Here is a 13,960-nt window from a genome sequence, read left to right as displayed (position 1 = left end):
ATAATAGAGAGTATTATGCTGATCAAAATCGGAGAGCTTGCCACGCGGACAGGAGCCACAGTAGAGACCATTCGTTACTATGAAAAGGAGAGCTTATTACCAGAGCCTTCACGTAGCCAAGGGAACTATCGTTTGTACCGTGAGGAGCATATTGAACGTCTGCAATTTATCTTACACTGTCGTACGCTCGATATGACGTTGGATGAAGTACGAACCCTGCTTCGGTATCGAGATAAACCTGATCAGGACTGCGGTGAAGTAAACAGTTTACTAGATGAGCATATTCAGGCTGTGGAAAACCGTATGCAAGAATTGATGCAATTAAAACAGCACCTACTGGTTTTGCGGCAAAAATGTGCAAGAGAAGCTCCAGCTGAATCATGTGGTATCTTAAATGCTCTTGCCGATAATTCTTGTCATAAGTAGTGATATCAACAGCAGTTGCTAACACTTAAGATATTGTCAGCTATAAGGCAGTCTTTTATATTACTGAGAAGAAAGCAAAGCATTTTTTCCTGAGTATAAAATGAAGGCTACAATTGAAATAATGAAAAAGGCAGCAACGATTTATTAATAGTGCATACCTCTAGAAAGTTAATGGTATTATTTACCTTTGTAACCTATGCTTCTATTGCTTCACTGCGCTTTAGTCATCAGCCTTTAGCAGTGAGTTTGACCATCATTTTAGAATAGCCTCTGATAAAGTTAGATTGCACAATCTCTGGTTTTGAGACCACTTCGATATTCTCAAAGCGTTGTAGCAACTCTTCCCATAGAATACGCAATTGCATTTCGGCCAAACGATTGCCCATACAACGATGTACGCCAAAACCAAATGACAAATGGTTACGAGCATTTTTGCGATCAATGATGAATTCATCTGGCTGATCAATCGAACGTTCGTCACGGTTGCCAGAGGCATACCACATCACTACTTTTTCACCCTTTTTAATCAGTTTACCGTTTAGTTCAACATCTTGGGTGGCGACACGGCGCATATAGGCCAAAGGGGTTTGCCAACGAATAATTTCAGACACCATATTGGGAATTAAACTTGGGTTATTTTTTAGCTTGGCAAACTGCTCTGGAAAATCATGCAACGCTAATACACCGCCAGTCATCGAGTTACGTGTGGTGTCATTACCGCCGACAATTAATAAAATCAAATTACCAATAAATTCCATCGGGCGTCTAACAAGGTCTTTGGTGTCGTCATTTGATTGCAATAAGGTGATTAAGTCAAAACCCTTTGCCTCACCCGCAGCCGTTCGCGCTGCTTTATCGTGCCACAACTCTGCAAACTGTTTGGCCATATCAGCCACAGCAACAAAGGTTTCATCCATATCATTTGAGCCACCAGTCATCTCTGGTGCGCCCGCTGCCAAATCTGACCAATAAACCAGTTTACGGCGTTTCTCATAAGGGAAATCTAACAAGGTGGCTAACATTCTTGCCGTAAGCTCAATAGATACGGTTTCTACCCAATCAAATTCCACACCTATTGGCAAGCTGTCTAGCACTTCTTGGGTACGCGTACGAATAAGTGCTTCCATCTCTAACAAGTTTTTGGGCGCGACAACGCCTTGTACCGCTTGCCTTTGAATGTCGTGCTTTGGCGGATCCATCGCAATAAACATTTCAGCCTTTAATCCTTCAGGCTGATTACCCATCAAAATCACAGGTTCAGACGAAAATAATTCGTAGTGTTTATCTACAAAAACAATATCTTCATAACGCATGACTGACCAAAATGCACCAAATGGACTATTGGCCTGATAATGTACAGGGTCTTCATCACGCAAACGTTTATAGTAGGATTGCCAGCGATGCTGCCTAAACAAAAATGGATTGCTTAGGTCGATATCAGCTAGCGCTAGCGTAGACACTTCTGGAATTGGTTTTTCAATAAAATCAGGAAAATCACTTTGGTTGAGCGCGCGTTTTTTAACCGTTTGAAACAGATGTGCCCCTTTTATTTGAATATGAATGGGCACCACTGCCGATACTTTTGTGATAGCCTGCACCGCAGTTTTATCAATGGCTGTGGTTAGAGATGATGGCAGAGCTGTTTTTAATGCGACTTTTACAGAGTTAACTATTTTTGTTTTTGTCATTGTATTGTCATCCTTTGACCGACTGCGTGAAGTGAGCACTCAATGACTATAAGTCTAATAAATAGCATTTTTTAGCTCATTGGGCTTGTTTAGATACTGACTTGAAACATACATTATGTTAATTACATTACATTTGAAATTCAGGTAACTGTACCATCATGCCATCCATAGCATCTGACACTTGGATTTGGCACGACAGCCGCGAGGTACTGGTTTTCTCTGGCGTCATATCCAGCATTTGTAACTCATCCATTTTTGCATCATCCATAAGAGGCAGCCATTGACGCTCAAGAATGACATGGCAGGTACCGCACGCGCACTCACCACCGCAATCAGCATCAATACCCGGTATGCCATTATCAGTTGCAAGCTGCATCAACGATTTGCCTACTTCAACATCAACCGTATGCTGTGTTCCGTCATGTTCAATAAAGGTAACAATAGCCATAATTTTATCTCCAAAAAAAATCACAATAGTTCACTAGGTATTAAACTCTACAGTGATGAGCAAAAATTAAGGAGGTCATTTATTGACAACATAGGGTCATAAAGAGACAATACTGATTGAATTTAGCTATGAAAAACATTAGATCGGAAGTCACTATGACAAGTGCTCAATCAGTAGATTCAAAACCTTCAGGTGTTAACAATTCTGACAATGCCAACGTTGCTAACACTGCAACCATTCCGTCCAATTACGCGCGCATTATTGGCCGTGAACTGGCACTAAACATTCGTGATATTCCAAAGTTACTGCAATTTACATCGCTCAATACCAAGCAATTTATGCAGGAGGAGACACGTCTAACTGCGCAACAACAAATTCAGATTTTGCACAACGGTTTATATTTATCCGAACATGAGGATTTTGGCTTACGACTTGGTCAACGCTTGACGCCATCAACACACGGTGCGATGGGTTTTTTGGCCAACAGTAGCCCTAATTTATTGATTGCCTTACAAGCGTTTCAGGCATTTTTACCAACGCGTATCAGCTTTGCGCGCCTGAAACTACGGATCGAGGCTGACACAGTTATCTGTTTGGTTCAGTTTGATGTTGCGCTAAGCCCAACTATTCATCGGGTGTTGTCTGAAATCTGTGCCGTTATTTTTTATGAGTGTGCAGAATTTATTGTAGGAAGACCGGTGACTGAGGCCAGTCTCTATTTTAGTCACGTTAAACCCAATTATAGCCATTACTATGCAGATTATTTACCCGGCACCTACTCATTTGCAGCCAACGATTTAAAGGTCAGTATTCCCTTGAGTGTGTGTGAAATTCCTAATGCCTCAGCCAATCAGGAAGGTTATCTTTTGGCGATGCAACAATGTGAATTAATGCTCGCTCAATTAAATCCACAGACGCCAAGCGACCTTTATCAAATACAAAAAATAATGCTGTCGCATCCTTTAAGCGAACTGAATGAGGCAAGCGTTGCAGCCGCTTTATTCGTGAGTAAACGCACACTGGCGCGTAAATTAAAACAAAACAACTCATCGTTTAGAGACCTTCGAGACAACATACTATCGAAGCAAGCCAGTAGTTATTTACGTGATAGTGAGTTATCGGTTGATGCGATTGCTAGCTTGCTAAACTACCATGACAGCGCAAATTTCCGCCGCGCGTTTAAACGTTGGTTTGGTATGACACCGAGCGATTATCGTAAAGAGCAGTCAGACCCGTCATGACCCATTGAAAACTTCAGAATCAGTGCCAGAAAATAGTACATTTAGTACCGTTCAGGAATCTATTAGATTTCATAGAACTATATCTACAGTACGCCTAATAAAGTCTATTTCAGCGAGAGCGCGCCCTATAAGGCCTATTTCCACTTAACTAAACACTGGTGAGCGCATCAAAAAAACATGACTTTCTCAATGAGAGATATTCTATCCGTTATCACCTTAAATATTTACTACTCTTCAATTAAACCAGTGTTTTATGAGCACCGATTTAATCCGAAAAGATTGTACAGTGAGCAACGATAGCTGGAGCTGAGAGTGATTCCTGATACATGCACCATTATTAGAGAATTAGAACCACAAAGCGGCCGTTAATATTATTAACGGCCGCTAGCTGTAAAGCATGCTATTAAACTTAGTCACTAACTGGTTTGTTATGATTCGCCATTTCACTTGCTGTCTTAATTCTCATTAAGATGTCTTTAATATCTGAGCCATTCATATAGGCTGGAACTGCATAAGTATCTCTGACTTCTTTAGCAGCAGCTTTTGCCATATGATCAAAATCACTCGATTGCATATCCCTGACAATAGGACTAATACCTATGCTTTCGATTAAGCTTTTCACTTGTGCGATAAAGTAATCTGCTAGTTCAGCATCACTATGTTCAGTAGGTTCACTGTCTTTTACAACGCCCGTCTTTTTGGCTAGTATTGCCAATCTTTTTTCACTGGCTTTACGGTTTAATTCAAGCACATACGGCAATACGATAGCATTGGCTCGTCCGTGCGGCGTACCATAATACGCACCGAGCTGATGAGCGATAGCATGTACATAGCCAAGCGCTGCTTTATTTAATGCAAGTCCACCATAGTGAGCAGCGATACCCATCTCTTCTCGAGCTTTTAGGTCACTACCATCTTTATAAGCTATTGGCAGGTAGTGCATCACAGCTTTAACAGCAGCAGCTGCATAATAGTCGGTCTCTGCACTAGCGTTCACGCTCATCCATGACTCTAAAGCATGAGTGAGGACATCGATACCAGTATCGGCCGTAATGTGCGGCGGCATACCTTGCATGATTGTCGGGTCAATAGCTGCTGCTAGTGGTATCATTTTAGTATCGACAACGATAGATTTTTGATGGGTTTCATCGTCCGATACGACTGCGCCGATGGTCGCCTCTGAGCCTGTGCCAGCGGTAGTAGGAATACAGTAAAGAGGTAAACAAGGTTTCCTAGCTCTAAAGAGACCTATGAGCTGCTTCGGTTGGCAGTTATTGCCTTGGCACATGGCTATCATTTTGGCAGCATCAATCACTGAACCGCCACCAATCGCTAATACCACATCACATCCAGCATCAACAGAATGCTGAAGACCATCCTCTATTACTTTAGAAGTCGGATCAGGAGTGATACCATCGTAAATTTGATAGCGAATATTTTTTTCTTGAAGATAGTTGGTCACTTTTTCTGGTACCCCAAGCTTATTGAGTACAGCATCAGTGACGATGAATACATTGGTGCTTCCTTCATTAATAAGCATGTCACACAGCTCATCACAAGCGTTCTCACCTACCAACAATACCGGCTTTCGCATAGGAACCACCAGCGAGAAGACTTTTAGTATTTTAGCTCGAGTTTTAGCAACCGCTAGATAGCCCGTATGTTGCAATGAATCAGCGAGATTTGTGCGTTTCTTTTTTGTGGGTTTCTTCATAGTCATATTAACTTCCTTTTAGTCGTACTTTTAATATCCATCTGCAAAATTAGTTGACCACTACCATGTTTTTATCCATATATGTGGCTCTACTCAACTTTTAAAATAACAGCTTTAAAGATTGAAAATTTATGAACGTATCTAAGCGCTATAAATTAAGATTTAATGCGTGTTAAAAAATTAAGGACACGATCGGCAAAATTACCGTATGGCGGTGCCAGAAGCTTCAAACTTGAAAAATGTGCTTGATAAAATACTGGACGCAGCTTTGAAAAGGTTAAAAACCCTTCATAACCATGGTAGTGCCCCATGCCACTTGCACCAACACCACCAAACGGTAGATCATGCTGTCCCACGTGGAATAAAGCGTCATTTACGGATACCCCACCAGACATCACACTATCAATGTAATAATTGACTAAAGCTTTATTTTGACTAAAAGGATAAAACGCCAATGGACGATCACGCTGCGCAATATATGTCACTACTTCTTCAGGCTCACGGTAGGTTTTGACCATCAGAATGGGACCAAAGATTTCTCGGGTGTCAATTTCCATCTGATCCGTACTATTAAAAATTAAAGTTAGTGGAAATTTGCGGCTTACCTCATCAGCTTTTTGCTGATTTAAATTGATCACCGTGGCGCCTTTATCCTGTGCTTCACTGACACAGTGGCTTAAGCGTTGAAACGAGCGGTCATCAATGATGGATGTATAATCTTTACTATGGATATCAGGGACATGCTGTTTTACCCACTCCTCTACCGTTTGGATGAATTTTTCTTTTTGTGATTCGTGTACAAATAAATAGTCAATATTCGTGCATATTTGTCCCGCATTAAACTGCTTTACGAACATGATGCGCTCGACTGCTTTTGCTAGCGGGTAGTTTGGATCAATCACCGCAGGTGACTTACCACCTAGCTCTAGGGTCACGGCCGTCAAATTCTCTGCAGCTGCTGCCATGACTTTTTTGCCAGTAGCACCAGAACCTGTAAATATTAAATGGTCTAAAGATAATTTTGAAAAAGCGATACCTACCTCACCCGTCTCATCAAAAATCTGTAACTTTTCAGGCTCAAAATACTGCGGAATTAATTGAATTAATAAAGCCGCCAGATGACGTGAGTTCTCTGATAGTTTTACCATCGCTTTATTACCTGCTGCAAAGACAGCAGAAAGCTGGGTAAACATTAAATTGATGGGAAAGTTCCACGGTACAATCAAACCTATGACACCCAAAGGTTGTGGAATCAGACGGTTTTTTGCGCCAAAGTAGCTAATCAAGTCTACTTTGCGTTTTTGAATTTTAGTCCATTTTTTTAGATACTTAATACTACTATTAATGTCATCTGTCACCGTAATAATTTCAGCCAACAAGGTTTCATGTCTTGAACGATTACCGTAATCACGATGGACGGCATCAATCAAGGCTTCACGATTGTCATTAATTAATGCTTTTAAATTTTGTAAGTGCTTTTTTCTTACAGCAATGCTTTCTATACCTTCTTTTTGTGCGTGGTTTTTTTGCAGTTGTAAGCAGTCATGTAGTTGTTTTTCTATATCTAAATGTTCGAATGGCATTTGCATAAATTTCCCTATTACAGCGAATGTGGTGATGGCTCAATTTATGACTCAATAATATTTTTCACTTTCCTATTGAGCATTTGGTTATCAAACTTTAGCAGAACACTCAAAGCATCGCTTGATAATACAGGACATTAATTTGACATTTTAGGACATTAAGTTAATAATCTGGGGTAAAAGGAGTGTTGTATGGGAAATTACATCAGGGCAGCCGGCTTAAGCGGTTTTGAGGATTTAGTTCGTAGTTATGGCAAAGATCCTATCGATATTCTCGGTAAAGTCGGTATATTACCATCGATGATAAATGAACCAGATTCGCTTATTGACTACGATCGATATTTGAATTTATTGGAATTAGCAGGATTAATTTGTAACGAGGAGTGTTTCGGTCTAAAGCTAGCTGCCAATCAAAATATTCGAACGATAGGTCTAATTGGTGTTTACATATCTAGGCAAAACAGCGTATTAGAGTCATTGCATGTCGCACAAAAATACATTGACATGCATGCAGAAGGCTTCACTTTTCATGCAAACAAGCTTCCCAATCAATTATCCGAGCTAAATATACTCAGTCAGAATGCAGAAAATATAGATAGACCACAAGAGGCACAACTTGCTATGTGTTTAATGCGCAATGTTATAAAAGATTTAATTGGACCAACATGGCGCCCAGAAAAAATAAAGTTAAAACAAAATCCCACGCTTGAATCCCAACAGTTATTAACTAAAATGTTTGACTGTGAGGTGGAATTTGATACCAAAAAGAACGCTTTGTATTTTTGCACAGATCTTTTAGCTCGTAAGCCCTACCACTTTAATGATGATTTGGTTAATCAACTTATCTTGCAACAATTAGAAAACGAAAGTACTAAATCTATCAATAATGACACCTTTTTAATAGAAAGCGCTATGAAAATGCTCTTGGCCACGGGCGATTGTAGCATTGCAAATGTCGCATTATGTGTGGGGCAACATCAAAAAAAAGTGCAACGCCAATTGAAAGAACAAGGAACAACCTATAGAGAGTTATTAGAAGATGTGCGGAAAAAAGAAGCGATACGTATTATTAGCACAGCGAGCATTAACCTCACAGATGTTGCACTCCAGCTTGGTTATGCTGAACTGTCTATTTTTAGCCGCCAATTTAAAATCTGGTTTGGTATGACACCAACAGAATGGAAAAATAAATCTAAAAGACCCGCAAAAAATACATTGCTGAGTTAAGTGCGAACTGAGCTATATTGAAGAAACTGTAGAAGTAAACTTGGTGAAATAAGTATCATAATAGGAGCTTACCATAACCAAGAAAACGAGAACTGACCCTTGCCGTCAATTCCGTAGAAATTAACTTGAAAGATTCTAATCATGCAGCTTGATAATAATATCCTGTACGGTCGATTTTATAATTATTAAATTTATATTTAATATGAGTAGTTCGATGCCTGTATAGCGCTACAAACACGACTTAAACTGGCATGAAGAGATTAAATAATTCATATAAACATCCTCAAAAAAAGCTGTTTTTATAAAAGTGTTCCGGTATGTAGAATAACGTATTCATTACGGTTTATGTTTAAAGTCTGCTAACCACGTTAAGGCCAGTATTTCGACTCCTTTGATAGGATTTTCTAAGATAAATCCTAAATCTTACGCTGCTTAATATTCAGCGCTATTTACCCAAGCAAATTCTTCCATGATGCGCAGCCATTGATCATCTAATCCCGCTTTTAACAGCAATGGCTCACCGGTAACCGGATGGCTGAGCGCTAAACTCTGGGCATGCAGCAGCATGCGCGCGCAACCATATTGAGTACGAAAAAATCGATTGTGCCGTCCGTCGCCGTGGCTGGTATCACCCACTATGTGATGGAATAAATGCCTCATGTGCCGACGCAGCTGATGCTTGCGCCCGGTCTCAGGTGTTAAGCGCATTAGACTATAGCGGCTAGTGTCATGCTTTTTTGATACCGCAAATGGCAGCTCAACTTGTGCCAAACTCTGCCAATGGGTCACCGCCTCTTGAGGAGGTTTGTCCAAGTCAGCAAACTTATCGGCAATGGCATCGGGCTTAAAGCTCAACGCATAATCAACAGTGCCCTGCTCTGGCATAAAGCCGCGCACCACGGCTAAATATTGCTTAGTAACTTTGTGGGCAGTAAAAGCCTCGGTAAGACTGCGTGCCACGACTGAGCTTTTAGCAAACAATAATACGCCCGAGGTTGGTCTGTCTAACCTATGTACCGGAAATACATGGCAACCTACCGCATCACGGGTGAGTTGCATGGCAAAGCGCGTCTCGCCTTTATCCAGCCAACTGCGATGCACCAATAGACCAGCCTCTTTATTAATCGCTACCAGAAATTCATCTTCATAGATAATGTCTATTTGATTAGCGGTGCCGCTTTCGATATCCATGTTTTCAATGCCCATATTTTAGATACTATAATTATACATCCTTTTTATCGCACCCTACCAAGTCACGTACAAAGGTCTTCCAATGATTTCACCCATACTTGCGCTGATATTTCTTGTCTATGCCATAACTTTCAAACTCACTCATTGCTTTAAAAAGTCCAAAAATAGTTATTAAAGTTTATTATGGTATAGTCAAAGCAGATACGCTGATTAAATGTTTTGGTTCCCTAGTGAGGAATCGAAGCTTTGGCTGTAGTCCAAGTGATTATAATGGGTATAGGTTTTTATGTTGAGTCAGTGTACATCTGAGTGTACTTAATGAGCTTGGCTTGATAGTTTTTTGACTAGATGACCATGTGATATTTTGAGTTTGGATGGCACTTACTGTAGGAAGTAAACCATCCTCTATAGTGATATAGACACTCCTAAGCCCATAGTGGCTCCTGTATACCATGCTTTGACCGTCTACGTGATCAAAGTACTTTTAACACTCATTACTTAAGCACTGTGTTACTAATATTTTCCGCTGCCTCTATGCCTGAAAGATACGCTCCATGGACAGTCGATGGATAATCTTCTGAAGTAGCTTCACCAGCAAAAAATAGACGGTCATTAATAGTTTCTGCCAGCGCCAATCTCGAATCAGAATTTGCACCTACACCATTAAAAGAATAAGAACCATATGCAAATGGATCTTTACCCCAACGAGTGATTTGCCAGCTTTCAGGATCAGGAATATCAGTACCGTAAATAGTTCTCAAAACGCTCATAGCATCATTTACAATCTCTTCATCACTCCATTGTTCAGTTTTTCGTGCATACTCAGCAGCATTAAACCCTAGCAAAACAGGTTTTTCAGTATAAGCTGCGATATTGAGCCATTCGTTCCATCTACCATGTTCATCAGATATCCAATTTAAGATTTCTTTATTTTTATCCCAAAAAACATAGGGAAATCTTAAGAAAAGCTTATCAAGCAACCCGAAGCCTATGACATCAACTGCTTGTTGCTTACTCTCTGGGAGTGGTGGTATGAATTTTACGCTGCCTTTTTTTAAGACACCAACAGGCAATGTAACGATGACCTGATCAGCTAAAAACTCACTTATATTTGTTTTTACCACTACTTTATCATTTTGATACTCTATTTCTTCAACAGCATGTTCCATTTTTATTTCGATGCCAGTTGCTAGATAGTCTGTAAGCAAACCATAACCATCTGGAAACATCATATCTTCACCAGAAAATGCTTCTGAATCATCTGGATTTACAGCAGATATTTCGTTTAAAGCACCTGAAAACTCATGTTCAATTGTAGTATTCAGAAGATGCATAACAGATTGCCTTTGCTGTTTTGACAACCCTTTCCATAAATTGGTGTTCTCGATGGCATCAAATATGGTTTCAGGATCTGAGGCATTATTAAATACTTGTCGAACCAGTTTGTTGAATATTTTATTGGCTTCCTTGTCGATCTTATTATCAATCGGCTTTCCTTCATTTCCATATACGATACTATTATCGTAGTTCGTAGGAAGCCTTCTGACACCTAGATCCTTAGCCAGTTTAGTCAGTGGGTTTTTATGTTCTCCATGGATCCAAGAGGCACCTAGATCGACAGGCACATCAGACCACAAACGACTCGTCCAAACTCTGCCGCCAATACGTTTTCTAGCCTCAAGTACTGTGACTTTATATCCTAACTTATGCAGCATATTCGCAGCTGCTAATCCTGCCATACCCGCGCCAACCACTACTATTTTTTTATCACTAGTTGCGATATCTTTAACACTCTTACTATTACAAGCCGCCATTAACATCGTTACGCTACTCATTAATAAAAAATTTCTTTTATTCATTGTTTTCTCAATTATAATTTTTTATAAAAATCAATCTATTCCTGATTATCAGGTTTACCTTTATTAGCCCTCACTAGGAAACCGAACCAATAAAGGCACATGACTGGTTCGACATAAGTATACCCAAGTGGAATCAGTCTATTAAACCGCCAAACCTATTTATAGACCACTCAAAATAGACCAGCTCAATGGACCACTTATATTAGACTGCTGAGCTAATTAGGTTTATCAATATAGATATTAGAAATACCTGAACCTCCCTAGGTAAGTGTGATTAACTTGAGGTTTGCTCAAGCGTCCACATCATTATCTACCTCCCTACTCTATTCGATCATAGCATGATAATTAATAAGCAGATTGGAGCGCTCACTCAGAGACTAGCAGCTCGATACTAACTTGAAAACAGTACTCATTTTTGACAATGATGCTCATTTTGCCGTTATGTGCGTTAATAATAGCTTGTGCTATCGATAGCCCTAAACCCGTACCTGAATGCAAAGTATTGTTTTTATGATGACGATAAAAACGCTCAGACAATTTATCCACCTCTAGCTGCGTTAGTGGTTCATCTAAGCGATTAGTAAGCACTATCTGTAAAAACTGATTTTTTAACAAGGATCGAGTGATTTCATTCGAATCACTTACATCGGCATCAGAGACAGTAGATGCTTGAATAGAGATAATGCTATTACTTGCTGCATAGTACACAGCATTTGATATCAGGTTCGCAAACAATCTCTGTAATAAACGCTCATCTCCTAATACTGCCTTAAATTCTCCACTTTTTTCGAATGAAATACCACGATCTTCAGCGATTAGCTCGTAATAAGAAATCATCTTAGTAACCAGAGACTCGCTATCAACTGGAGTGAACTGGGAGTCATAGACCCCCTTTTGTGTTTTTGCCAGTAGCAGCATGTTATTAATTAAGCCGGATAACTGCTCGAGTGTGTCATGTTGATGGTGCAGCTGCTCAACGTATTCATTGCTGTCTCTAGGCTTGCTTAACATGACTTGAGTCTGGGTACTTAAGGTTGCAAGCGGGGTACGAAGCTCATGCGCGATATCGTCTGAGAAGCGCGATAATGACTCAAAATTATACTCAAGTTTATCCATCATCGCGTTATAAGCATCAGCAAGCGGTCGCAACTCACTGGGCATCTCACGAACCACAATACGATCATCGAGCTGTTCGGCATTGATGCGAGTCATCTTTTGCCTGATAGTTGATAGCGGGGCAAATCCTAAGTGCACACTAAGTGCCGCAACAGACACCAATATAAAGGTGATTGCGATTAATATAAGAATTAAATGACGGTTGAATTGGACGAGGTATTGATGATGGACATCAATAGGTAAGGCGATGAGCGCTAGGCGTTCAGAGTGCCGAATGACAATAGCCCTATAGTGACGACTATCAACTTTTAAATCAAACGGCTGATCATGATATTGCTGCCATAAGTCTTTTACTGAACGTTTATTCCCTGACTGACTGATAAAGCCTTTGGGCATACTGGTAATAATTTGTCCTTGTTCATCAGTGATGACGGTTTTTACATCGTAGTCTAGTCCAGCATTCTGTAGTGGCTGTGACTGCTTACTCACAGGCTGATTAGGCTGATCAGAAAGTTGCGTTATACTCTGATCATCGAGTAAGCTATCAGTCATGTGCTGACGTAAATTAAACGCAGCATGGGTTAAAATTTCTGAATCCATTTGTTCGAAATGACCATTAACCGAACGCTGAATCCAAAGGTACAGGCAGATTTGAGTGACTACTACGCAGAGCGTCAATAGGAATATAGTCCGCCATAACAGTGACAGGCGTCCGTCTGTGACAATAGGCGTCATGCTAGTGGCTTTCTGTTAGATGTGTTGAGTCACTACTACTTTCTGTAACCTCCAATCGATAACCCATACCACGCACTGTATGTATCAGTTTTACCTCATAGTCATCGTCAACTTTAATCCTTAAGCGCCGAATTGCTACATCAATGACGTTGGTGTCGCTATCAAAATTTATATCCCAAACTTGGGAGGCAATAACCGATCGTGGTAACACTTCACCCTCTCTTTCAAGTAAAAACTGTAGTAAGGCAAACTCTTTTGCGGTTAACTTAATAGGCAGCTCACCTCTGTGCACGGTGCGTTTGGCAATATCCATCTTTAAATCTGCAATTTGCATGAGGTTGCTGCTGTAATCCGCCTGATTAGCACGGCGTAGCAAGCTTTTTATTCTCACCAGCAGCTCAGCAAAGGCAAAAGGCTTAGTCAGGTAGTCATCACCGCCAATCTCAATCCCCTTTATGCGATCACTCAAGTCATCTTTAGCGGTCAAAAACAAGACCGGGGTATGCTTACCAGCGGCGCGGTAATTACGTACCAGCTCAAAACCACTGATATCAGGCAGCATAACGTCCATAACCACGACATTAAAATCCTCACTCATTAAAGCATGGTAACCATCTAATCCTGTGGTTTGATGCTCAACAATAAAGCCTGCTTCGGTCAGACCTTGTTTTATGTAGTTCCCGAGTGACAACTCGTCTTCGACTAATAATATTTTCATAGCAAGCGCGACGC

General features: G+C 40.4%; 11 protein-coding genes. 3 read left to right on the top strand and 8 right to left on the bottom strand.

The features are described 5' to 3' along the window. Positions 1-15: 15 nt before the first annotated feature. On the top strand, positions 16-426 hold the full coding sequence (cadR, locus tag EPB74_RS01350) for a Cd(II)/Pb(II)-responsive transcriptional regulator (protein ID WP_274902332.1): 411 nt from the start codon (positions 16-18) through the stop codon (positions 424-426). Between the two features lie 227 nt (positions 427-653). On the opposite strand, the gene EPB74_RS01345 is transcribed toward cadR, so the two are convergent. Together EPB74_RS01345 and EPB74_RS01340 are read right to left on the bottom strand one after the other, a co-directional pair. After that, positions 654-2,114 (bottom strand): cytochrome P450, encoded by a 1,461-nt coding sequence (locus tag EPB74_RS01345; RefSeq protein WP_274902331.1) that lies wholly within the window; start codon positions 2,112-2,114, stop codon positions 654-656. Positions 2,115-2,241: 127 nt separating this feature from the next. Continuing rightward, positions 2,242-2,562, bottom strand: coding sequence for a 2Fe-2S iron-sulfur cluster-binding protein (locus EPB74_RS01340; protein ID WP_274902330.1), 321 nt, complete (start codon positions 2,560-2,562; stop codon positions 2,242-2,244). A 155-nt stretch (positions 2,563-2,717) separates the two neighbouring features. On the opposite strand from EPB74_RS01340, the gene EPB74_RS01335 reads away from it, so the two are divergent. After that, a complete protein-coding gene (locus EPB74_RS01335) occupies positions 2,718-3,803 on the top strand; it encodes a helix-turn-helix domain-containing protein (protein WP_274902329.1) in 1,086 nt (361 codons plus the stop codon). A 409-nt stretch (positions 3,804-4,212) separates the two neighbouring features. On the opposite strand, the gene EPB74_RS01330 is transcribed toward EPB74_RS01335, so the two are convergent. Next, positions 4,213-5,523: an iron-containing alcohol dehydrogenase gene (locus tag EPB74_RS01330; RefSeq protein WP_274902328.1), complete on the bottom strand. Its 1,311-nt coding sequence runs from the start codon at positions 5,521-5,523 to the stop codon at positions 4,213-4,215. 149 nt (positions 5,524-5,672) lie between these two features. Then, the gene (locus EPB74_RS01325; protein ID WP_274902327.1) at positions 5,673-7,106 is read right to left on the bottom strand and encodes a coniferyl aldehyde dehydrogenase; all 1,434 of its coding nucleotides are present in this window, start codon (positions 7,104-7,106) and stop codon (positions 5,673-5,675) included. Positions 7,107-7,292: 186 nt separating this feature from the next. On the opposite strand from EPB74_RS01325, the gene EPB74_RS01320 reads away from it, so the two are divergent. Continuing rightward, entirely contained in the window at positions 7,293-8,327 is a 1,035-nt protein-coding gene (locus tag EPB74_RS01320; protein WP_274902326.1) for an AraC family transcriptional regulator, read from the top strand. 432 nt (positions 8,328-8,759) lie between these two features. Here the strand turns inward: EPB74_RS01320 and truC are convergent, their stop codons facing one another. The 4 genes from truC to EPB74_RS01300 form a co-directional block, all read right to left on the bottom strand. Next, a complete protein-coding gene (gene truC / locus EPB74_RS01315) occupies positions 8,760-9,518 on the bottom strand; it encodes a tRNA pseudouridine(65) synthase TruC (RefSeq protein ID WP_274902663.1) in 759 nt (252 codons plus the stop codon). Between the two features lie 494 nt (positions 9,519-10,012). Then, positions 10,013-11,377 (bottom strand): flavin monoamine oxidase family protein, encoded by a 1,365-nt coding sequence (locus EPB74_RS01310; protein WP_274902325.1) that lies wholly within the window; start codon positions 11,375-11,377, stop codon positions 10,013-10,015. 366 nt (positions 11,378-11,743) lie between these two features. Then, on the bottom strand, positions 11,744-13,228 hold the full coding sequence (locus EPB74_RS01305; protein WP_274902324.1) for a histidine kinase dimerization/phospho-acceptor domain-containing protein: 1,485 nt from the start codon (positions 13,226-13,228) through the stop codon (positions 11,744-11,746). Position 13,229: 1 nt separating this feature from the next. Continuing rightward, a complete protein-coding gene (locus EPB74_RS01300; protein ID WP_079691842.1) occupies positions 13,230-13,946 on the bottom strand; it encodes a heavy metal response regulator transcription factor in 717 nt (238 codons plus the stop codon). Positions 13,947-13,960: the final 14 nt, after the last annotated feature.

The organism is Psychrobacter sp. DAB_AL62B (assembly GCF_028895345.1).
GTDB lineage: Bacteria > Pseudomonadota > Gammaproteobacteria > Pseudomonadales > Moraxellaceae > Psychrobacter.
The sequence above is the reverse complement of the archived record's forward strand: the minus strand, read 5'-3'. Positions and strand labels throughout refer to the sequence as shown.